General features: G+C 67.1%; 12 protein-coding genes. 7 read left to right on the forward strand and 5 right to left on the reverse strand.

The window, feature by feature from the left end:
• Positions 1-23 precede the first annotated feature (23 nt).
• Genes QZV94_RS03850 through QZV94_RS03860 form a run of 3 tightly spaced genes read left to right on the forward strand, consistent with a single transcriptional unit; the run spans position 24 to position 5235 of the window.
• The gene (locus tag QZV94_RS03850) at positions 24-2474 is read left to right on the forward strand and encodes an NAD(P)-binding domain-containing protein (RefSeq protein ID WP_293676483.1); all 2451 of its coding nucleotides are present in this window, start codon (positions 24-26) and stop codon (positions 2472-2474) included.
• A gap of 33 nt (positions 2475-2507) precedes the next feature.
• Positions 2508-3356, forward strand: a complete 849-nt coding sequence (locus QZV94_RS03855; RefSeq protein ID WP_293676484.1) for a hypothetical protein — start codon at positions 2508-2510, stop codon at positions 3354-3356.
• Positions 3357-3360: 4 nt separating this feature from the next.
• The gene (locus tag QZV94_RS03860; RefSeq protein ID WP_293676485.1) at positions 3361-5235 is read left to right on the forward strand and encodes a cytochrome c3 family protein; all 1875 of its coding nucleotides are present in this window, start codon (positions 3361-3363) and stop codon (positions 5233-5235) included.
• 159 nt (positions 5236-5394) lie between these two features.
• Here QZV94_RS03860 and gdhA read toward each other — a convergent pair whose 3' ends face one another.
• A complete protein-coding gene (gene gdhA / locus QZV94_RS03865; protein WP_293676486.1) occupies positions 5395-6753 on the reverse strand; it encodes an NADP-specific glutamate dehydrogenase in 1359 nt (452 codons plus the stop codon).
• A 177-nt stretch (positions 6754-6930) separates the two neighbouring features.
• On the opposite strand from gdhA, the gene QZV94_RS03870 reads away from it, so the two are divergent.
• The 4 genes from QZV94_RS03870 to QZV94_RS03885 are packed head-to-tail and all read left to right on the forward strand — an operon-like array spanning position 6931 to position 12819.
• Complete coding sequence (locus QZV94_RS03870; protein WP_293676487.1) at positions 6931-8577, forward strand: acetolactate synthase large subunit; 1647 nt, start codon at positions 6931-6933, stop codon at positions 8575-8577.
• Between the two features lie 26 nt (positions 8578-8603).
• Positions 8604-10037, forward strand: a complete 1434-nt coding sequence (locus QZV94_RS03875) for an aldehyde dehydrogenase family protein (RefSeq protein WP_293676488.1) — start codon at positions 8604-8606, stop codon at positions 10035-10037.
• Positions 10038-10092: 55 nt separating this feature from the next.
• Positions 10093-10926: a phosphodiesterase gene (locus QZV94_RS03880; RefSeq protein WP_293676489.1), complete on the forward strand. Its 834-nt coding sequence runs from the start codon at positions 10093-10095 to the stop codon at positions 10924-10926.
• Between the two features lie 27 nt (positions 10927-10953).
• The gene (locus QZV94_RS03885; protein ID WP_293676490.1) at positions 10954-12819 is read left to right on the forward strand and encodes a CHASE2 domain-containing protein; all 1866 of its coding nucleotides are present in this window, start codon (positions 10954-10956) and stop codon (positions 12817-12819) included.
• A gap of 275 nt (positions 12820-13094) precedes the next feature.
• Here QZV94_RS03885 and QZV94_RS03890 read toward each other — a convergent pair whose 3' ends face one another.
• The 4 genes from QZV94_RS03890 to QZV94_RS03905 are packed head-to-tail and all read right to left on the reverse strand — an operon-like array spanning position 13095 to position 22339.
• Positions 13095-17069 (reverse strand): hypothetical protein, encoded by a 3975-nt coding sequence (locus tag QZV94_RS03890; protein ID WP_293676491.1) that lies wholly within the window; start codon positions 17067-17069, stop codon positions 13095-13097.
• 37 nt (positions 17070-17106) lie between these two features.
• Entirely contained in the window at positions 17107-19044 is a 1938-nt protein-coding gene (locus QZV94_RS03895) for a hypothetical protein (protein WP_293676492.1), read from the reverse strand.
• A 2-nt stretch (positions 19045-19046) separates the two neighbouring features.
• On the reverse strand, positions 19047-20996 hold the full coding sequence (locus QZV94_RS03900; RefSeq protein ID WP_293676493.1) for a heme-binding protein: 1950 nt from the start codon (positions 20994-20996) through the stop codon (positions 19047-19049).
• The gene (locus QZV94_RS03905; RefSeq protein ID WP_293676494.1) at positions 20993-22339 is read right to left on the reverse strand and encodes a multiheme c-type cytochrome; all 1347 of its coding nucleotides are present in this window, start codon (positions 22337-22339) and stop codon (positions 20993-20995) included. The genes QZV94_RS03900 and QZV94_RS03905 overlap by 4 nt, the downstream gene beginning before the upstream one ends.
• Positions 22340-22475 lie beyond the last annotated feature (136 nt).

Genomic DNA, 22475 nt, shown 5'->3' on the forward strand with positions numbered 1-22475 from the left:
GCCAGGGCGCTGGGGGCGTTGGGATGTCGGAGCTCTACAAGGTCGCGATCATTGGATCCGGGCCCGCCGGGCTGAGCGCGGCGGCGCACGCGGCGAAGAAGGGCCTGAGCCACATCCTGCTGGAGAAGACCGACCACCTCTCCGACACCATCTACCGCTACCAGAAGGGCAAGCACGTGATGGCGACGCCCGTCATCCTGGTGCTGCGGGCCGACGCGGATTTCGACGCGGGCAAGCGCGAGAAGGTCCTCGATCAGTGGAACCAGGACATCGCCGCGGCCGGCGTGAACGTCAAATTCCACGCCGACGTGAAGGCGATCACCGGCGAGAAGGGCAACTTCACCATCGAGCTGACCAAGGGCGACCCGGTCCGCGCCGAGACCATCGTCCTGGCCGTCGGCACCCAGGGCAACCCGAACCGGATGCGCTGCGACGGCGCCAACCTACCCCACGTGCAGTACCAGCTGGACGACCCGGGCGAGTACACCGACGAACATATCTTCGTCATCGGCGGCGGTGACGCCGGCATCGAGAATGCGCTCGGCCTGGCCGCCGACCCCGCGCAGAACAACACGGTCACCCTCGTCAACCGCGGAGCCGACTTCCCGACCGCGAAGAAGCCCAACGTCGACAACCTGTTCGCCGCCCGCGACGCCGGGCGCATGACCATCCTGACCGAGTGCAACACCAGTCTGGTGGAGCCGGGCTGGATCACGGTCGACACGCCGCAGGGGTCGTCGCGCTATAAGTGCGACCGGATCATCGCGCGGATGGGCGCCGCCCCGCCTCGGGCCTTCGTGGAAGCGGCCGGCATCGAGTTCTCCGGCCCTGACCGCACGGCCTTCCCGACCCTGTCGCCGACCTTCGAGACTACGAAGGCGGGCATCTATGTGATCGGGGCGCTGGCCGGCTACCCGCTGATCAAGCACTGCATGAACCAGGGCTACGATGTCATCGAGTTCATCACCGGCAACACCCAGCTGGAAGCCGCCGACGAACCGCTCCTGAAGGACAAGCTGAAGCACCTGCCCGGCAACCGCAGCGTCGCCGACTGGCTGGAATTCCTGCGCAGCCGCGTGGAAATCCTGAACGGCCTCTCGCCCCTGCAGATGCGGGAGTTCCTGCTCGACTCCGAGGTAAGGGCCTACAAGGCCAACGAGCCGATCTTCATCCGCAACGACACCGGCTCCTCGGTGTTCGGCATCGCGGAAGGCGCGGTCAAGGTCGAGGTCGACCCGACCAACCCGAACATCACGGTCCCGATCGGCCAGAGCTCGATCTTCGGCGAGGTGGGCCTGATCTCCGGCCGCAAGCGCGGGTCGACGATCCGTGCGTCGGAACCGACGATCTGCGTCGAAATCCCCCGCATGGCGGCGCTGAAGCTGATGAGCCAGGTGCCGGCCGCCCGCGAGGCCGTGCAGCGGATCACCACCGAGCGCCAGGTGCTGCAGATCTTCAAGTCAGGCCTGACCCCCGCCGACATCACCGACGTGCTGGCCGGCGCCGAGGTGATCGACGTGAAGCCCGGCGAGGCGATCATCAACGAGGGCGATATCTCGGACGACCTCTACATCATCCGCTCCGGCTCGATGATCGTGGAGAAGAACCTGGGCGGAAAGCCCGTGTTCATGTCGTACGTTCCGGCCGGCTCCTATGTCGGCGAAATGGCGATGATGGAGCGTACGCCGCGCTCGACGACCGTGAAGGCGGCGATCCGCTCCACTGTCGTTAAATTGCCCGCCGAGCCGTTCCGGGCGCTGCTGGGCCGCAAGCCCGAGCTCGCCAAGCGCATGCAGACCGAAATGCGGGCGCGCCAGGAGATCAACGCGTTCATCGAGAGCCAGAAGGAGGAGTTCGGCGGCGCGGTCGACATGTACTCCTCGGTCGCCAACTTCCTGATCAAACAGGGGATCGGCGAGGCCACCGACGTGCTGCTGATCGACGAGAGTCTGTGTGTCGGCTGCGACAACTGCGAGAAGGCCTGCGCAGACAGCCACGACGGCCTCAGCCGTCTGAACCGCGAGGCCGGCACCACCTTCGCCAACATCCACGTGCCGACCTCGTGCCGCCACTGCGAGCAACCGCATTGCATGGCCGACTGTCCGCCCAACGCCATTCGGCGGGGCCCCGACGGCGAGGTGTTCATCAATGAGACCTGCATCGGCTGCGGCAACTGCCAGCGGGCCTGTCCCTACGGTGTGATCCAGATGGACAAGCCGCCGCCGAAGAAGCCCAGCCTGGTGGAATGGATGCTGTTCGGCCGTGGACCGGGACCGGGCCAGCCGGACAACGAATGGCGCAAGAAGGCGGCCAAGGCCGGTGGCGCCGAATCGCCGAAGCTGGCGATCAAGTGCGACATGTGTTCAGGCAAGGCCGGGGGCCCCGCCTGCGTGCGGGCGTGCCCGACGGGGGCGGCGATCCGGGTGACACCCGACGCCTTCCTCTCGGTGGCCAGGATTGAGAGGACCGCGTAGGTCGTGACACACGCCGGGGGGCATACGGAACGAGTGAAGCAGCGGACCCACGAGGGGTTCCTGCGGCATAAGCATTTCATGTTCGCGCAGATCGCCACCGCGCTCTGCGTGGTCGCGGTCGGCGTCTATTTCTTCACCGCAGCGAGCCTCGACGAGCCGCCCAGCGGCGGCAGCTGGATCGGCTACATACTGGGCACGATCAGCGCCGGGCTGATCGTCTGGCTGGCCTGCCTCGGCATCCGCAAGCGGGTGATCACCTCCGGCCACTACTCGCTGAAGGCGTGGGTTTCCGCGCATGTCTATCTCGGCCTGTCGCTGACGGTGCTGGCCACCCTGCACACCGGCTTCCAGTTCGGCTGGAATATCCACACCCTGGCCTACGTGCTGATGATGCTGGTCATCGTCTCGGGGGCCCTGGGCATCTGGGCCTACGCCACCCTGCCGCAGCGCCTGCATGGCAACCGGGGCGAGACCACGCGCAAGCAGATGCTGGAGAGCATCGAGAGCCTGGACCGCCAGATGCACGACGTGGCCCAGCCCCTGGACCGGGCCGGCGCCGAGCTGGCGCGGATGTCCATCGAGGACACGGAATTGGGCGGCGGCTTCTGGACGCGGCTCACCAACGGCTATGGAAACTGCGCGAACAGGCGGGCCGCGGCGAGGCTGCGCGCCCTGCCCCCGGCATCGAACCCGGCGCAAGCGGAAGCCCTGACCAAGCTGGAGCAGCTCATGCAGCAGAAGGCCGAGGTCCTGGCCCTGGCGCGGCGGCAGATGCAGATCACCGCCTTCCTGGAGGGGTGGCTGTTCGTGCACATCCCGGCCACCTTCGCCCTTCTGGCGGCGCTCACGGCGCACATCGCCAGCGTCTTTGCGTACTGGTGAGCCGGTGGCCCAAGAATTCCATCTCAAACTGATCACCGAGCGCGCCGGCGGCGGCGATCCCATCGTCCGCGAGCGGCAGCTGCCCGGACCGGAGCTCAGCATCGGCCGCGCGGCCGACAGCGGCATCGTCCTCACCGACCTGACGATCGATCCGCAGCACGCCAAGATGCGCTTCTCCGGCCCGGGCCGGATCACGCTGGAATCCGTCAGCGGGCGTCCATTCCTGGTCGGCGGCCGTCCGGTGCAACGGGCCGACATCGACGTGGCCAGCCGCCCGCAGGTGGAGTTCGCGAGCTATCGGCTCGCCTTCGAGCCTGGCCCGGACGGCGGCGCCGTCGTCACCGTCACCCACGCCGAGCACGAGAGCCACGCTACGCCGAAGGTCTTCTCGCTGCAGTCGAAGGTGTTCGGCCGGCGCAAGATGGCCTGGGTGTTCGGCTCCGGCATCTTCGTGATCTGCCTGCTCATCCCGCTGCTGTTCGCCGGATTGCTGTCTCAGTCGAAGATCCATCCGGACCAGCAGTGGTCCACCGGACCCCTGTCGAAGTCGCATGCCTTCCTCGAGACCGACTGCAAGTCGTGTCACGCCAAGTCGTTCGTCGCCGTGCGCGACGAGTCCTGCAAGTCCTGCCACCAGGCCAGCCACGACCCTGCGGCCCAGGCCAAGGTCCTCGCCAAGGCCCGGGACGGGGGCAGCCCCTATCGCCCCACCCTGATCTTCGATCACGCCGATCCGAAGAAGCTGAGCCAGTCCGCCCCCCTGCCCGATGGGTTCGGCGCGAAGGTCACCACGATCGTTCAGCGGACGCTGGGCCATCCGACCGACCGCTGCGCCAGCTGCCACATCGAGCACACCAAGGTCACTCCCCCGGCAAAGGGCGGGGACCCGAAGGCGCCGCTGGCCGACAAGCCCAAGATGGTCGTGGTCAACGACTGCGAGAGCTGCCACTCGAAACTGAAGACGCGGCTGGGCAAGACCGAGCTGATCGATACGCCGGACTGGAACCGCCACCCGGCCTTCCGCCCGCTGATCATGACCTCGGCCGAGGGCGTGAAGCCGACGTTCCAGCGGATGGCTCTGACCGGGGCGCCGCAGGAGCGGAACGGCCTGATCTTCCCGCACCGCATGCACCTCGATCCGCTGGGTGGGGTCGCCAAGCAGGCCATCGGCCTTGGCGCGGCGCGCGGCTATGGCGCCGCCCTGGAGTGCGAGTCCTGCCACCGTCCCGACGCGACCGGTCGCAGCTTCCAACCCATCCAGATGGAGAAGGACTGCGGCAGCTGCCACAGCCTGGCCTACGCGCGCGTCGGCAGCGAGTTGCGCCTCTATCCACATGGCGAGGTCGAGAAGACCATGATGATCGCCGGCGGCGGGAGCATGGGCGGTTCGAACCGTGTCCGGCCCGGCACCGCGCGGCCCACGCCCCTGCCAGGGACCGCCCCGCCGTCGGCGGTGAGCGGCTCGCCGTTCCGCCCGGGCGGCGCCTGCTTCGACTGCCACACCATCACCTGGACGCCCGAGGGACGGCCCAGCGTGCAGGCGGTGAAACTCACCACCAGCTACATGCCACGCGGCGCCTTCGACCACGCGACGCCCGAGCACGGCGGTCCGGGGCAGTCCAAGGCCGGCGGTTACAAATGCGCCGACTGTCACAAGGCGGCGGTCTCCGACCGGACCTCCGATGTCCTGGTGCCCGACATCGCCAAGTGCAACGCCTGCCACGGCCAGCCGAAGACCAAGACGGCCGCGGCCAGCGACGGCGAGTGCGCGACCTGCCACAGCTTCCACGCGCCCGGGAAGGCGACGCCCAAGCCCGGTCATCCGCCGCTGGAGACGTTGCGCTGGAGCCAGATAACCGCCGGGAAGGCCCCGGGGTAAAACCCCTCTACCGCTCGTCATGGCCGGGCGTGTCCGGGCCATCCAGAAGCGCAGTTCGTCCGCCGGACATGGAAGCGGCCGCCCCGCTTGCGCGATGACGGCCGCCTCGGCGTCTATGGATGGCCGGGACAAGCCCGGCCATGACGTTTCTGGTTGTGGTTACACGACCCCGAAGGCCAGCATCGCATCGGCCACCTTCTTGAACCCGGCGATGTTGGCGCCGCGGACATAGTCGGTGACCTTGGACCCCGGACGGCCGCCGTATTCGACGCAAGAGGCGTGGATTCCGGCCATGATATCCTCCAGCAGGCGCTGCAGCTCCTCTTCCTTCCAGGAGATGCGGGCCGAGTTCTGGCTCATCTCCAGTCCGGAGACCGACACGCCGCCGGCGTTGGCGGCCTTGCCGGGCGCGAACAGGATCTGGGCGTCCTTGAAGACGTGCACCCCTTCCAGGGTGGTCGGCATGTTGGCGCCTTCCGACACCGCCTTGCAGCCGTTCCCGACCAGGGTGCGCGCGTCATCGCCGGTAAGCTCGTTCTGCGTGGCGCAGGGCAGCGCCAGGTCGCAGGGGACGCCCCACGGGGTCTTGCCGGAGACGAACTCGGATCCGGTGAACTCCTTGGCGTACTCGGAAATCCGGCCACGGCGCTTGTTCTTCAGCTCCTTGATCCAGTTGACCTTCTCCTGGCTGATCCCGGCCGGGTCGTAGATGAACCCTTCGGAATCCGACAGGGTCAGGACCTTCCCGCCCAGTTGGTTGATCTTCTCGGCGGCGTGGGTGGCCACGTTGCCGGAGCCCGAGATCACCACCTTCTTGCCCTCGATCCCGTCCTTCTGGGTCGCCAGCATGTTGCGCAGGAAATAGACCGCGCCGTAGCCGGTGGCTTCGGTGCGGATCAGGCTGCCGCCGTATTCCAGGCCCTTGCCCGTCAGCACGCCGGTGAACTCGTTGGTCAGGCGCTTGTACTGGCCGAACATGTAGCCGATCTCGCGACCGCCCACGCCGATGTCGCCGGCCGGCACGTCGATGTCCGCGCCGATGTAGCGGTAGAGCTCGTTCATGAAGGACTGGCAGAAGCGCATCACTTCATTGTCGGACTTGCCCTTCGGGTTGAAGTTCGCCCCGCCCTTGCCGCCGCCCATGGGCAGCCCGGTGAGCGCATTCTTGAAGGTCTGCTCGAAGGCCAGGAACTTCAGCACGCTCTCGGTCACGGAGGGGTGGAAGCGGATGCCGCCCTTGTAGGGCCCGATGGAATTGTTGTTCTGGACGCGCCAGCCGCGCTGCACGCGGATGTTGCCGTTGTCGTCTTCCCAGCAGACCCGGAAGCTGACCACCCGATCCGGCTCGGCGATGCGGCGCAGGATCTGGTAGCGGTGGTACTCCTCCTTGTCTTGGATGAAGTCGAAGATGTCCTCGGCGACTTCCTGCACTGCCTGGGCGAACTCCGGCTGGCCGGGATTGCGGCGCTTCACGCCCTCGATGAAACCCGCCAGATCGACGTGATCGTTTACTGCCATGACTGCCCCCTGATAACCGGCGCGCGTTCGCACCTGCGGCTTTTCCAGCCCAACCTAACTACGAAATGTAACCGGACTTAAGCGCATTTCCGGCGGCAAAGCTCAAGCTCGGTCATTCGGCCCTTGATGAGCCGGTGGAATTTGCGACAACTCGTTGGTTGGATGGGGGCTGATGAAATGACCAAGGCGTCTGATTTGTTCGTGCAATGCCTGGAAGACGAGGGCGTACTGCACGTCTTCGGGGTTCCCGGCGAAGAGAACCTGGACTTCCTGGACAGCCTCAGCCGGTCGAAGAAAATCCAGCTGGTCCTGACCCGCCACGAGCAGGCCGCGGGCTTCATGGCCGCAACCTATGGGCGGCACACCGGCAAGGCCGGCGTTTGCGTGGCCACCCTGGGTCCGGGCGCGACCAACTTCGTCACCGCGGCGGCCTATGCGCAGTTGGGCGGCATGCCGATGATGATGCTGACCGGCCAGAAGCCGATCAAGAAGTCCAAGCAGGGCCGATTCCAGATCCTCGACGTCGTCTCCATGATGGGGCCGCTCACCAAGTTCACCCACCAGCTGGCCTCGGCCGACAACATCCCCTCCAGGGTCCGGGAGGCCTTCCGCCTGGCGCAGGAGGAAAAGCCCGGCGCCGTGCACATCGAGTTCCCGGAGGACATCGCCGACGAGCACACCGAATCGAAGCCGATGCCCAAGAGCAACGCGCGGCGTCCGGTGGCCGACGAGAAGTCGATCCGCGCCGCGGCCAAGCGGATCGAGCAGGCCAAGTCCCCAATCCTGGTGATCGGCGCCGGCGCCAACCGCACCATGACCAGCCGGATGCTCTCGCAGTTCATCGAGAAGACCGGCATTCCCTTCGTGTCCACCCAGCTCGGCAAGGGGGTGGTCGACGAGACGAGCGACAAGTTCGTCGGATGCGCGGCGCTCTCCGCCGGTGACTTCGTCCATGCCGCCATCCGCGCGGCCGACCTGATCATCAACGTCGGTCACGACGTGATCGAAAAGCCGCCGTTCTTCATGGAGGTGGGCGGCACGGAAGTGATCCACATCAGCTTCCGCTCGGCCGAGGTCGATCCCGTCTACTTCCCGCAGTACGAAGTGATCGGCGATATCGGCAACGCCATCTGGCAGATCAAGGAAGACATCCTTCCCCAGGCGAGCTGGGACTTCTCCAAGATGCACGCGGCCCGCGACGCCGAGGTCGCCCACGCCAAGGCGTCGGAAGGCGACATGCGCTTCCCGATCTATCCGCAGTACGCCGTGGCGCAGATCCGCAAGGCCATGCCCGACAACGGCATCATCTGCCTGGACAACGGGGTCTATAAGATCTGGTTCGCGCGCAATTATCCCGCGCGGATGCCCAACACCGTCCTCCTCGACAACGCACTCGCCACCATGGGCGCGGGCCTCCCGTCGGCGATGGCGTCGAACATGGTCTACCCCGACCGCAAGGTGCTCGCGATCTGCGGCGATGGCGGCTTCATGATGAACAGCCAGGAGATGGAGACCGCCGTCCGCCTGAAGCTGAACATCACGGTCCTGATCCTCAACGACAACAGCTACGGCATGATCCGCTGGAAGCAGGCCAACATGGGCTTCAAGGACTGGGGACTCACCTACGACAACCCGGATTTCGTGAAGTACGCCGAGAGCTACGGAGCCAAGGGCCACCGCGTCGAAAGCGCCGAGCACCTGCCGAAGCTTCTGAAGGAGTGCCTCGACACACCCGGTGTTCATCTGATCGACTGCCCCATCGACTACTCGGACAACGATCTGATCCTGAACAAGCAGATCAAGGAACTGAGCGCGGCGCTCTAGAGCGGCGGCCCGGCAAGGACACGGACATGGCCGCCCTGAAGGACTCCTACCCGCTCTACCTGGCCAACGAGGCCCAGACCCCGAACCTCGATCTGGAGGTCACGGACAAGTACACCGGCAAGGTGGCGACCCGCGTAGCCCTGGCCAACGCGGCGATCATCGACGCCGGCATCGCCGCCACCGTCGAGGCGGCCGAGCCTATGGCCCGTATGCCAGCTTACGCGCGCCAGGATGTGCTGGCCCACTGCGTGAAGCGCTTCCAGGAGCGGTACGACGAGTTGGCCTATGCGCTCTGCGTGGAGGCCGGCAAGCCTATCCGCGACGCCCGCGGCGAGGTCACCCGCCTGATCGACACCTTCCGCATCGCCGCAGAGGAATCGGTCCGGATGACGGGCGAGGTCCAGCCCCTGGATATCTCGCCGCGCGCCAAGGGCTATCAGGGCATGTGGAAGCGGGTGCCGATCGGCCCCTGCTCGTTCATCAGCCCCTTCAATTTCCCGCTGAACCTCGCCGCCCATAAGATCGCCCCGGCGATCGCCGTCGGCTGTCCCTTCGTGATGAAGCCGGCCTCGCGCACGCCGCTGGGCGCGATCATCATGGGCGAGATCCTGGCCGAGACCGACCTGCCGAAGGGCGCGTTCTCGATCCTGCCGGCGCAGCGCGACGGCGCGGACCTGTTCACCACCGACGAGCGTCTGAAGCTGCTCAGCTTCACCGGCTCGCCCGGCGTCGGCTGGGACCTGAAGGCCAAGGCCGGCAAGAAGAAGGTGGTCCTCGAGCTGGGTGGCAACGCCGCCGTGATCGTCGATGCCGACACCGACCTCGACGACGCCGTCGAGCGGATCATCTTCGGCGCCTTCTACCAGTCGGGCCAGTCCTGCATCGGCGTGCAGCGGATCATCATCCACGCGTCGATCTACGACGAACTTCGCGACCGGCTGGTGGCCAAGACCAAGACCCTGGTCACCGGCGATCCGCACGATGAAGCCACGTTTGTCGGGCCCATGATCGACGTCAAGGAGGCCGCCCGCCTCGACAGCTGGATCCAGGCTGCGGTCGCCGACGGCGCCAAGCTGCTGGTGGGCGGCAAGCGCGAGGGCGCGATGCTGGAGGCCACGCTGCTGGAAGGCGTGGGGCGCAAGGCCGCCCTCTATGCCGAGGAGGCCTTCGGCCCGGTGGCGATCCTGTCGAAGTTCACCGACTTCAACGACGCCCTGGCCGAGGTGAACGACTCGAAGTTCGGCCTCCAGACCGGTATCTTCACCCGCGACCTCTACAAGATGCTCGACGCCTGGGACCACCTCGATGTCGGCGGCGTCGTCATCGGCGACGTCCCGAGCTATCGTGTCGACAACATGCCCTATGGCGGGGTCAAGGATTCCGGCCTTGGCCGAGAGGGCGTCCGGTTCGCCATGGAAGACATGACCGAAATTCGCAACCTAGTCATCCGACGCCGGTGAGCTTTCGTATAAACCTTTGGGATAGTGCGCGCTGCTGCTTGGGGAGGCGGCTTTTTTGCTAACGATCGCTCAGATCACCGACCTCCACGTGACGACGGAGAAGGACCCGCTGAACCAGCGGCGTAACGAAACCCGTCTGCGCCAGGTGCTGAACACGATCCATGGCCTGCGCCCCCGCCCCGTCGCCATCATCGCCTCCGGCGACCTGATCGACCGCGGCGAGAAGGAAGAGTACGACGAGCTCAAGCGAGTGATGGCCAAGTGCGAAATCCCGGTGCTCTACGCGCTAGGAAACCACGATGGCCGGGACACCTTCCTCGAAGTCTTCCCTGAGTACCGCGACAAGCTCGATGAGCACGGGTTCCTGCAGTACGTCGTCGACTATCCGGGCGTGCGGCTGGTGATCTGCGATACGCTCGAGGGGCCGAACGAGGGCGAGTACGACGAACCCCGCGCGGCGTGGCTGGCCAAGACGCTGGACGAGGCGCCGGACACTCCCACCTGCGTCGTCCTGCATCACCCACCGATCCCGAGCGGCATCCGCTGGATGGACCCAGACCCAAGCTCACCCTGGATTTCGCGCCTGCATCAGGTGCTGACCGGCCGCGAGCAGGTGAAGATGATACTGTGCGGCCACATCCACCGGGCGTTCTCCGGCATCTTCGCGGGCCATGCGCTGCTGGCCGCACCCGCCACCTCGATCCAACTCACCCTCGACCTCACCGAGGTCGACATGCACACGCCGGACGGCCGCGAGATCCTCGTTGAGGAACCGCCCGGCTTCGCTCTGCTGATGGCCCAGGACGGTGACCTGACCAGCCACATCTGCCTGGCAGGCTCCTACAAGCCGGCGGTCACCTACAACTTCCCGTTCCGAAAGCAAGCCTGAGCCATGCCGGGGACGCGGCGGGGGATAATGGGCGCTGTTGCCGGCGGCCTCGCGCGCCTGCGGGCGGTCGGCGGCAAGACCTGGGCGGACGCGATCGTCGTCGCCGGCGTGGCCCTGGCGTCCATGGCCGCGGCGCTCGCCCTCAACCAGACCACCCCGATCCGCTTCGTGGAGAACCTGACCTACGACCTGCGCCTGTCGGCCGGCGCGCCGGCGGCCAAGCCGGACTTCGTGATCATCAAGATCGACGACGCGGCGACAAACGCCATGGCCGAGGCCTCGCCGTGCCACTGCCTGGCGCCAATCAACAAGGCCTGGCTGGGCGACCTGATCGCCACGCTGGATGCGCGCGGCGCGAAGGTGATCGTCGTCGACTACCTGCTCGACACCTGGGAGCCCGGCCCGTCCGGAGGCCAGCTCGACAGTCCGGAGTTCGCGGACTTCGAGAAGCGGATCGCCGGCGTCAAGGCGCCCATCGTGGTGGCCGTCGATCCGAACCGGACACCCGGCGTCGACTATCCGGTCTCCAAGAAGCTGCGCTATTCCGATGCGCGCGCGTTGACTCACTCCGACTACGACGACGTCATCCGCAAGTACGACGCGAAGCCGGGGAAGTTCTATTCTCTGGCTGGCGAAGCCCAGTTGGCCGCCACCGGCAAGGCGCCGCCACCCGGCACCTTCGCGATCCGCTACCGCCAGCCCGACAAGGACGCCCAGGCGGAGAACGCCGGCTCGATCAGCCCCGCCTTCTCCGCCGCGTTCGCCGAATTCGCGCCGGCCGACAAGCTGAAGGACAAGATCGCGTTTATCGGCAGCAATACCCGCGCCGCGACGGTTGATTCCGACACGCCCAAGGAGGACATGCACTCAACCCCGCTGCGCTTCCAACCGGGCCATCAGCAGGGCACGCCCGGCGTGGAAGTGCATGTACACGCGCTGTCGCAGATGCTGGATGGCGACCGGGTAAAGACGCCCGGCTGGCTGTGGGACGCGGTCGTCGTGCTGGCGGCCGCGCTAGGCGGCGCGATGATGGGCCGCTCGACGCAGAAGTGGTGGATGTCGATCGGCATCCTGTTCCTCTTCCTGGCCGGCGGCGCGGTGGTCTCCTATCTTGCCTACGAGCGCTTCGCCCTGATGCTGCCGATGGCGGCTCCGGCCATCGCCTTCGCGTTCGGCTTCTTCGTCCTCTCGCGGCTGGCGGCGGCTGACCTCCAGAACCAGCGGGCGTTCTATTCCTCCACGCTCGAGCGCTACCTGGCCCCACAGGTGATCGACCGCATGGTCGACGGGCGCGAGGAGGTGAAGATCGGCGCCGAAGAGCGCGAGATCACGGTGATGATCTCGGACCTGGAGAACTTTTCCAACCTGGTGGCCAGCCTCGACCTGGAGACCTTCGAAGGGGTCATCAACGAGTATTTCGACGGAATCATCGACCTCCTGTGGAAGCATGAGGCGATGATCGACAAGATGACCGGCGACGGCATCATCGCCATCTTCGGCGCGCCGGTGCCCTCCGAGGACCACGCCGACCGCGCCCTCGCCTGCTGCCGCGAGATCGACACCTACGCCCTGGAAATCCGCCAGAAGATGATCGCCCGCGGAATCAACTTCGGCTACACGCGCATGGGCGTCTCATCGGGCATCGGCCTGGTCGGCAACTTCGGCGGCGAGCGGCGCTTCAACTACACGGCCTATGGCGAGGTGGTGGTGATCGCCGCGCGCCTCGAAGCCGCCAACAAGACCTTCGGCACGCGCATACTGTTCTCCGGCGATACGCTGAAGCTCGCCAAGCGCCACGTCCCCATCGAGGCGGTCGGCGAGATCGACCTGAAGGGCGTCCCGGTGCCGATCCCAGCCTACACCACGCCGGTGGAACCGCCCGTCGAGGCGTAGCGCGGGAGCGCCGAGCGCGCCTAAGCCGCTGTCATCCTGAACCGCGAGCGCACGCAAATGGGCGCGAACGCGTCCTGCCTGCGGACGCTCGGCTCGCGTCGAACACCGACCTCTCGACAGGGAGAAGGCAGGGACCTGCGGTCCGCCTCGGCGCGTTCGCGTCCATTTGCGTTCGTTCGCAGTTGAATCAATACGGCGCTGACGCGCCGACGCCGTGAACGCTGACGCGACCGCCCATGCGCCTGGGCGGTAACTCTCTCCTCGACGGCGAGGACCTACCGCCCCGCCATCGACCTGGGCAGGATCTTCGGGCCCAGCCAGGCCTGCATGTCCGGGGCATCGGTCACGCGGTAGGGGCGGCCCCAGGCGTCGGTGAAGAAGCGGGCCATCTCGTCGCGGCTGAGGGGGCGTGAGCCCAGGCGGCCGAAGATGGCGATCTGGCCGCCGGTCTCGTCCACCGCCCGGTCGCGGTCCAGGCCCTTGGAGAGCGCCACGGCCGGCGACGGGGTCTTCACCCAGCCGATCAGCTCCGGCTTGGGGGCCGGCGAGAAGCCGTAGAAGTTGGGCTGGCTAACCGGGCTGGTCAGTTGCAGCACCTTCAGACCGTTCCTGCCGTCGGCGACGTAGGCGAACAGCGAGGCGTTGGTCGAGCCCACGATGACATCCTCGGCGTCGTTGAGCTGCCCACCGGCGTCGAACTTCTGGTAGATGCGCGGCCGCTCCGGGTTCTTCACGTCGACGATGACGAGGCCGTCCTTCTTGGCCGCCACGTAGGCATAGGTGCGGGCCACGTAGACGCGGCGCGCGTCGACCAGCGGGATCGTGGCGCCCTCGACCAACCGCGGCTGGGCCAGGTTGGTGACGTCCAGGACCTCCAGGCCGCGGGCGGTAGTGACCCACAGGTAGCGGAACTGCAGGGCCGAGCCGCGCACATCGGCGAGCGGGACGGTGGCGGCGAGCGCCGGGGCGAGCGGGTTCTTCAGGTCCACCACCACCAGGCCGGCGTCCGCGGCGATGTAGGCGTAATGCCCGCCCAGGGTGATATGGCGCGCGCCCTTCAGCACCCCGCCGGGGTTCCAGGTCACCGCGCGCTTGAGGTTGTTGTTGCGCGGGTCACCGTCGGCCAGGGTATTCACGTTGACCAGGATCAGGCCTTCCTCGCTGTCGGTGATCACCGCGTACGAGTAGATCGCCAGGAACTCCTGCTCCTGATTGGCCTGCAGAAGGCTCTGCTCGCCGTCCTTCAGGGGCATGCCCTGGGCGTTCAGCCGCTGCATGTGTTCGTTGCGCAACGGCGCGATCGACTGGTTGGTCGGCAGCGCCATGCAGGTGGCGTTCTTGGTGGCCACGCGGGTGTCGTTGCGCAGCGCCGAGAACGGCGCGGTGATGACCGGCTGCGAGATCGACTTGTTGGCGATGCTTGCCACGTCGTAGGCGCGGAAGCCGCCCTTCCCGCTCGCCACGTACATGTACTCGCCACGCAGCTGCAGGCAGCGCGATGCGCCATCGGTCTTATGGACGACGTTGCGGATATACTCCGCGGAGTCCTCCTCGCCGCCCTTCAAGCCGTCCACGAACGGCTTGCCGCGCACCCAGGTCTTCAGCTCCCGGCCGTTCTCCTCGTGGGCCTTGTAGTAGTCGGGATAGGCATACTTGTGCAGGTAGGAGCCGAACACCGCCTGCGGTTCGCCCCACTCGGAGACGCGGACCGCCTCGATAGCGCTTTCCAGGCCGACCCAGGCGTTCTGGCCCACGAAGTTGACGTAGTTGGTCCCCAGCAGCAGCAGCTGCGCCATGATGGCGTTGTTGTCGTTGTCGGCGGAGACGTGGCAGTCCGAGCAGGTCTTGGTTTCAGTTGTGCGCACCGTATGCGGGAAGTGCGGAGCGAACGCCTGGCTGGAGAAGCCCGAGGCGGCGATCGGCGGCTGCTGCACGTAGATCCGCTCGCGGTTCACGTTCGTCGAGGACAGCACCAGGGCTGACGACGAGCGGATGGGCGCGATGGTCCAGCCCTTGGTGGTCTGGTGCTTGCCCAGCTGGAACATGTCGTCGCGGGCCACCTGCGGATTGTAGGTGGCGTAGTTCCGCGTCTCCTCGCCCTCGAACTTGTGGCTCTTGGTCTTCCAGTTGGCCTCGATCGGCAGATGGCAACCGGCGCACGCCGTGGTCCACGAGGTGTGGCAGGCGAAGCATTCCATGTTGTCTTCGGTGTGGGCGCGGTCGCTGGCCGGCACACCGGGACCCCAGGTCATCGGCTTGCCGTTCTGGCTGATCTTCGACACCAGCTTGGCGCGCGCGGACTTGGCGTTGAAGTCGGGGTGCGTTGGATCGACCGTGTCCTTGGTCAGGTGGATGCGCCACTCCAGGTTCGGGTCGAGCAGCGAGCGCTGGACCAGCACCTGGCGGCCCTCACGCTCCACCCACTCGAAGCGGCGCTGACCATCGGGGTTGCGCAGCAGGGTGAGGTCGTTGCCCTTGGGACTGGCCGCGGGACCGGACGTGCGCAGCGTCGGATAGGCCGAGGTGGTGCCGTGGCAGTCGCGGCAGCGGATCTCCACCGCGTTGGCGACTTCACCCATGATCAGGCCAGAGCCGTGGCTGTCCTGGGCGAAGTGGCAGTCGGCGCACTGCATGCCCTTCTCGGCGTGGATGTCCATCATATGGACCGCCTTGCCGTCGTTCAGCTTGGGATCCTCACCGAGCGGGTCGGGGCCCGGCTTGTCGGTCTTCGGATAGAGCTCCTTCGGCCATTTGGCCGGACCCTGGGCGGTGACGATGTCGCCCTTGCGGTCGAGCAGGTTGCCTTCGCGGTCACGCTTGAAGATGCCGCGGAAGTTCCAGCCGTGGCCATGGTAGTCGGCGAACTGGGTGTCGTTCAGCTTGGAGTTCAGGTCGAACACATTGCGCAGGAAGTCCAGGTCGGCCCAGTTACCCTTGGGCGCCGCGCCCTCGGGGTTGCGATCCAGGACGTGGCGCACCTCCTCCGTGGTCGGGTACTTCTGCTTCTCGGGCCACATGAACGGAGCGTCGGCTTCGTAGTCCCACATCGTGTAGCCGAGGTAGGTGTTCACGAACATGTTCGGCTGGTGCATGTGGCAGTTCATGCACTGGGCGGTCGGGATGGCGCGCGTGAACGCGTGCTTGATCGGGTGGCCTGACTCTTCCTTGTTGATGGTCGGGTCGTCGGTGAAGCTTTTGCCGTCACGGCCGTACTTGGCCCAGGTCAGGCTGGCGTGCACCTGGCGGTTGTTCGCATAGACCACGTGGCAGGATGCGCACCCGGAAGAGCGGTAATCGCCGGGCTGGTCGTTGGTGCCCAGGAACCAGGTGAAGGGGTCGTTCAGGCGGGTCTTGTGGATGTTGAGCAGCGGGATCGCCACGCGCAGCCCGGTGCCGGGCCCGCGGTTCGACTGCTTCAGGTCGGGCCGGCCAGGCTCTTCCAGGCGCTGGATCTGGCCCAGGGAATTCGGCAGCCCCACCTCGGCGAACTGGGTGTTGATGTTGCGGCCGCCACGCTCGAACACGCGGAAGATGTCGCCGGGCGGCGTCACCTGCCAGGTCGGCGCGGGATAGAGGATCGGCAGGGCGCCGCGCTTGGCCTGGGCCGCCGTCACCTGCCCGGGCGGATCGCCCGGGGACTTGACCGTCGCGGGTTCGCCATGGGCCGTGTAGGCCTCGCCCAGGACGTAGTTCTTGAAGGGCAGAATGCCGTTGTTGTACGAGGCGCCGCCGAAGAACATGGCCCCGGTGGCCATCAGCGACCGCTCGGCCTTTTCGATCAGCTCCATGTGACAGGCGCCGCAGGCCTTGCGGGCCACACGATAGTCCGAGGGGTTCACGAACCGGACGAACTCCGGGCTCTCCTTGTTGAAGAGCGTGTAGCTCTGCTTCGGGTTCGCTGAGCTCGGGAAGTGCCAGGTCTTCGGATACTTGGGCAGCACATGGCCCTTGTCGCGGATTTCGGCGTACGGCTTCGACTTCGGGTCCAGGCCGGCGGGCGCGATCGCCGTGGCGTCGCCGCCGTGGCAGCTCACGCAGCCCAGCTTTACCGCGTTGGACAGGTGCATCGTCTTGGCGTCGGAGGCCGTGTGGCAGGAGACGCAACCCACGCTGTCGGCGTCCACTTCCGCGTCGGTCATGCCGAGTTTCGCGGCCGGCGCGGAAACATAGTGGCGCTTTACCGGCTTCTCGCTCTCGGACGCGCTCAGCGTGACAGGCACGAGCAAGGCCAGCGCCGCCAGCGCCCCCATCCTCAGCCTTTTTCCCCACGCTTTCAACATCTTGCCCCTAATACGTGAATATGATGTTGGCCAATACCGAGTAGTAGCGCTTGTTGCGCTCTGCGTTCGCGAAGAGGTCCTTGAAGCCCTTCCCCGGATCGAATGCCGCGCCTGACAGGCGCACCACGATGTTCTGCGTCATGAACGGCCGCCAGATCGCCGACACCGAGGCGTCCCAGCCAAGCGACTTGGGAATCGACCCCTCCTGGCGTAGCGCCTGCACGGTGGCGGTGTTGGCGAAACCGAAGTGGTTGAGATTGGTCGTGATGCGAAGCTCCGGCGTCACATCGAAGTCCGCGCCGGCCCCGAAGATGACCGTGCCGGGATTGTTGAAGTTCGACTGACCTTCGTCCTTGGAGGAGCGCAGGCTGTTCAACAGGCCGTTGCGGCCATTGACCCCGATCACGCGGCCACCGCCGGCGAACGGGATCGTCTGGCGGATCCAGTAACTGGTGTCGGAGCCCACGAACTGCGGGTTCTCCTGGATCGCGTCGAACCCTCGCTCGGTGTTGTCGTAGGGGTTCTTGTCGCCGGACGCGTAGAGGCCGTTGAGGCGCACCCGGACCCAGCTGAAATCGATCGAGGGCTCGACGGCCACGAAGTAGCTGCGGATCTTCGCCTTGCGGTCGGTGAAGATCGAATTCCGGTCCTGGCCGTAGGCGTAGTAGGCCGACGCCGTCAGATTGACGCGCCCCCAGTGGCCGTCGGCATTGTAGCCGAGGTAGGTCACCTCGTAGTTGCGGCCCTTCAGGTTGCCGATCAGCGCCGGGCGCACCGGGAACCCGTTGTGGTCGATCTGGATGTCGTCGCCCTCGTGGTTGCGATTGTGCACCACGGTCAGTTGCGACGTCAGGCCCGGGATCGGCAGGTCCTGGCGGAACACGTTGGCGATGAAGACATAGTCCTCGCGCAGCTTCTGGCCGACGTCGTTGAGGCCGGAGTTGGTGTCCTTCTCGATCCGCCGGAAGACCGCCAGGTTGTACTGGAAGCGGTTGTTGTCGCGGTTACCGAACAGGCGGACGCCCAGTTGGTTGTCCTGGAACAGGAAGCCGCGGAAGTCGGTGTTGAACGGCTGGATGCCAACCCGGATCGAATCGAAGTCGTAGCGCTCGCCGATGTTGCGCAGGTGGTAGTCGAGGAAGGCTTCCTGCAGGCCGATGAAGGCGTCGTTGCGGTGCGACGGCTTGGAGGGCTTGACGTTGAGCACCCGGCGTTCGGGCACGTCGACGTAGTTGTACTGGCCGGCCACAGCGACGCGGAACTCGTACTCCGGCGGCTTGTAGGCCGTGGAACCCTTCACCAGCGACGCCGCGGCGATGAAGGTCTGGGCGAACACCAGACTGGTGTCCTTGCCGAACACGTCGAGGCTACCGGCCCGCTCGGTCGTCTGCACCCCCACGGGGATGGGGAAACTCCGCGGCTCGAAAACCGTGTCGGAGATCAGGCTGACGTTCAGGAACCAGTCTTCAGTGCCCTTGATGGGCAGGTCGCCCTTGAGGAAGTTCTGGTTGTACGGATCAATCAGCCGCGGCCGTGACACGCCGAGCGCGCCCGCAAGGCGCCAGCGGTCCGGCACCGGGATCTCGTCTTTCGGGAACGCCTCGGGCGGCGGCGCGCGCACGGCCCCCGGGTTCTCCTGCCGGATCGGAGCGGGGAACTCCTCGACGCGACCGGGCCGCCGGCGGCCGTCCAGCGGCGCGGCGTCCTGCGGCGGCGCATCGGCCGGCGAGGCGGTGACCTCGGGACCTGGCTGTTCCTGCGCCGAGGCGTCGCGGGCCGCCAAGGCTACCGACGCCGTCTGCATCGGTCCGCATGCGCGGTCCAGGATGTCGTCGATGGTCAGCGGGCGTGCGACGGCCACGGGGCCTTGCGCCGGCGCGGCCTTGGCCTGCTGTCCGGCGAGGGCGGCGATGGCGCCGAGTGCGAGGAAAGGAGCCCTGCGCATGCCTATTTGCCCTGACACACGTTCTGATCCTGGTTGTCCAGGAACGGCGCGAACGGGCAGCCCACATAGCGCAGACGCGTGTTCGTTGGCCCGACGAGGAGCTGGTCGGCGCGCATGGCCGCCGGCGCATTGCCGATCCCGCCGGCCTTGAGACCGCCGTTGTGGGCGCCCAGGAACGAGATCATGTCGTCCTGGTCGATGCCGTCGCCGGATACGCCGACGGCGCCGACCAACATGTTTCCGCGGAATAGCGGCACCGACCCGGAGAAGATCTGCAGACCGTTCTGCAGGCGGTTCTGGCCCGGCGCGACCTGCGGCAGGTTGGTGCAGACACCCGGGGTGTCGGTGGCCGTCGCCCCGGAGATGAAGCCCAGGTGCGCACCGAGATTGTTGATGATCAGCGCCGACTGCAGCCCCGTCGACAGCGGGCTCCACAGGGTGATCGGCCGCGAGAATGGCCCGTTCGGCCGCCCAACCTCGCCGTCCGGGAAATAGGGCCGCGCCAGGTTGCCGATCGACTTGGCGCCGAAGGCGGTCTTGCCGGTCAGGAAGACGGGATCGGGAATGAAGTCCCGCGCCCGCTGCACGAACAAGCGTACGTCGGCATCCGGGTTCGCCAGCAACTCGGCGCCGGCCGTGGGCGCCGACAGCAGGGCCACCGTACGCGCCTTCTGGGCGGAGACGTCGATGCCGAAGATCGGCGCATCGGGAGCCCGAACCAGGCCCAGGATCTGGCCGCGGCTGTCCACCACGGTGATCGAAACCTGGGCGCGGCTGTCCAGCGGCCGGCGGATCTGGCCGCGCGCGCGGCTCATGATCGTGAAGGCTTCTTCGAGCACCGCACGCACCTCGGCGGCGGTGAGCGGGGCGATACCGTCGGCGCCGTCGGTGCCCGCGCGGATCGGGAAGCGGTTCTGGCCCGAGCCGTCGGAGAGGACCATCGAGCTCGGGATCGAGAACTCGGCGCTGGTGGCGAGGCGCAGGCCAGAGGCCTCCGTGCCGTAGACGACGCCCGGCAGGGCGCCGCCCCCGGCGTAGTAGCCGGTGACGGCCGTGAACGCGCCGGCGCCCCCCGGCAGGCTCGCGAAGGTCGGCGCGCTGGCCGGCGTGGTCCGGAGCGTCGCGGCGGTCACGTCGGTGTAGCGCAGCGTCGTGCCGTCCACCGTGATCCGGTTGGCCTGCTGTTCGCGAGGGGCTTCGAAGCCGATGGTCCCGGCGATGGCGATCGCCTCTTCGGCGTCGTCCTCGACGTCCAGGATGTTGGTGTCGAACCCGTAGTCGTTGTCGCCGACGACGCCGATGCCGCCCACCAGCACGCCGTTCTTGTAGAGCGGGAAGCCGCCGGGGTCCGCCGACAGGCCGAGCGGCGAGCGGCGCGGCCCGACCGAGGCGTTGGCCACCCGCGTGACGACGTCCGAGCACGGCAGCTGCGAGAACTGGACCCCGAACAGCGGGCCCGCCTCCAGCCCGACCGTCGTCGGCGCGGGCGGGAAGTGCTCCTGGACGATCTGACTGGCCGTGCGGGTCGAGAAGGCATTGCCGCCCGAAGAAGACAGGTAAGCCCCGGTGATCGCCTTGGCGATAGCCGCGCCAGCTGCCGGCACGGGCAGGCCCTGCGCGTCCGTGTTGACGCCCGTGGGCCCGCGTCGGGTCACCGTCGTCGCCCGCGCCCCGGCCATGGAATAGACGGCCAACACGTTGCCGGGCCGGTCGGTCACGGCGATCACAACCGGCAGGTTGCGCGCCCTCGCTTCGGCCACGGCCTGGGCGATCACCTGCTCCACGTCGGCGACGCTGAGCGCCTGCGCGCCCGGCAGGGTATACGCCCCCTGGGGCGGGGGCGGCGCGGGCGGAGGGGCGGTGGGAACGCTGCTGTTCGTCCCGCCTCCGCCGCCGCAGGAGACCAGCGCCAAAGCGGCCACGAACACGGCCAGACGCGACGCCGACATCATCTGAGCGACCTCGCAGCCTGGGCGACCTGGGCGAGAGAAGTACGGAAGGCGCCTGGCCGATAGGCGTTGGGATCCCGCACCTGGGCGTACGCGGCCGTGAGAGTGGGCCGGATCCGGGCCACCGCCCCACGGTCGGCCTGACCAGAGCTGACCAGGGCGTTCAGCAGCGTGTCGGCGGCCATCACGGCCTGGGCGCTGCCGGCATAGTCAGTATAGCGCTTGCTGATCTCGCCGGTCAGCACGGCGTCCAGGATCGCCAAGGTCTCCCGGCGGCTAAAGTCATGCCTTGCGAAAGCGTCGGAGAGCGCCCGGGCGGACGCCGCCAACCGGCCTGCGGCCCGCATCGATTCGTTCCGATCCCGCGCCATGGCGACGTGGAAGGCCCGAGAGTCGGCCTCGAAGCGCGCCGCCAGGCTCGGGGACACCGCCTGCGCCGCCGCCGCCAGCATGATCATGTTCTCGTCATTGAACGGTGGTTGGCCCGCAGGGATCGGCCGGCCGGGGTTGGCTTCCCACGTCGGGCGCGCCTTTGGGTCGTCCTGGATCTCGCGATGGCAGCTATGGCAGTCGAAGAAGTAGAGCTCGGGGAACGCCCCCTGCCCCCGGCCGCCCGGTTCCGAATAGAGGGTCAGCGCCCGGTCGACCGCCATCGCCTGGCCCACGGCCCAGGTGCGCACGCCGCCAGCGTAGCCCTTGCGCTTCACGTAGTCGGCGTCGACGTCCCAGTGCTGCAGCAGGCTGGAGAAAAGGTCGAGCTCGAAACTGACCCGCGGATGGCCGGCGGCCATGATCCGGTGAGTGACGAACTGGCCAGGCTTGGAGCTGCCGAAGTGGCAGTCGAGGCAGACGTTCGCGCGCACCTTCGGATTCTCGAGCGCGCGCATGCCGTTCGCGACATTGTTCGCGTGGGTCCCGCTCACGGTCCGGTGGCTGGCCAGCCACCCCGAGGAGCCGCCATGGCAAGCCTCGCAGCCGACGCCGTCTTCCACGCGGAATTTGGCGCCCCGGAGGTTTGCCGGCGCCGGATCGGCATGGCAGCCGAGGCATTCCTTTGCGTCTTCCGCCGGGCCGATGCCCATCTTGCGCGCGATAGCTTGGGCGCGGGGCTGGGTCAGCACCCGCCAGGCCCGGCTGTGCACGCCGGCCGGGCTTGAAGGGTCCTGCCAGGTAATCAACTCGTTCTGCCGCACGACGACGCCGGAATCGACTTGGCGACTGTGGCAGCTGGAGTCCGCGCAGGACGCCACGCCCTCGTGGACTCCACGCGAGACGACCGGCCGTTCCGCCTGCGCGAACGCCGTGCGGCCGGCCAACACCCCGACCGCGCACACTGCCACTGCCACGGTTGCGCAAAGCGCTCCGATGACCCGCGACGTCCGTGCTGCCCCCATGCTCACTCCCCCGGCGCACCTACTGCAGTTCTAGCGGGCTCGCTCCGGCTTAGGTAGCCCCGAAATACCACGTGATCCGACCAAATCA

Origin of the sequence: uncultured Phenylobacterium sp., from assembly GCF_902826855.1 — a bacterium.
In the GTDB taxonomy this organism is placed as follows: Bacteria; Pseudomonadota; Alphaproteobacteria; order Caulobacterales; family Caulobacteraceae; genus Phenylobacterium.

What these genes read in the sequence shown, in the direction of transcription:
- QZV94_RS03850 (WP_293676483.1), top strand. Translation starts at nt 24, where the DNA reads ATGTCGGAGCTCTACAAGGTCGCGATCATTGGATCCGGGCCCGCCGGG.
- gdhA (WP_293676486.1), bottom strand. Translation starts at nt 6,753, where the DNA reads ATGGCAGTAAACGATCACGTCGATCTGGCGGGTTTCATCGAGGGCGTG.
- QZV94_RS03870 (WP_293676487.1), top strand. Translation starts at nt 6,931, where the DNA reads ATGACCAAGGCGTCTGATTTGTTCGTGCAATGCCTGGAAGACGAGGGC.
- QZV94_RS03875 (WP_293676488.1), top strand. Translation starts at nt 8,604, where the DNA reads ATGGCCGCCCTGAAGGACTCCTACCCGCTCTACCTGGCCAACGAGGCC.
- QZV94_RS03885 (WP_293676490.1), top strand. Translation starts at nt 10,954, where the DNA reads ATGGGCGCTGTTGCCGGCGGCCTCGCGCGCCTGCGGGCGGTCGGCGGC.
- QZV94_RS03890 (WP_293676491.1), bottom strand. Translation starts at nt 17,069, where the DNA reads ATGGGGGCGCTGGCGGCGCTGGCCTTGCTCGTGCCTGTCACGCTGAGC.
- QZV94_RS03895 (WP_293676492.1), bottom strand. Translation starts at nt 19,044, where the DNA reads ATGCGCAGGGCTCCTTTCCTCGCACTCGGCGCCATCGCCGCCCTCGCC.
- QZV94_RS03900 (WP_293676493.1), bottom strand. Translation starts at nt 20,996, where the DNA reads ATGATGTCGGCGTCGCGTCTGGCCGTGTTCGTGGCCGCTTTGGCGCTG.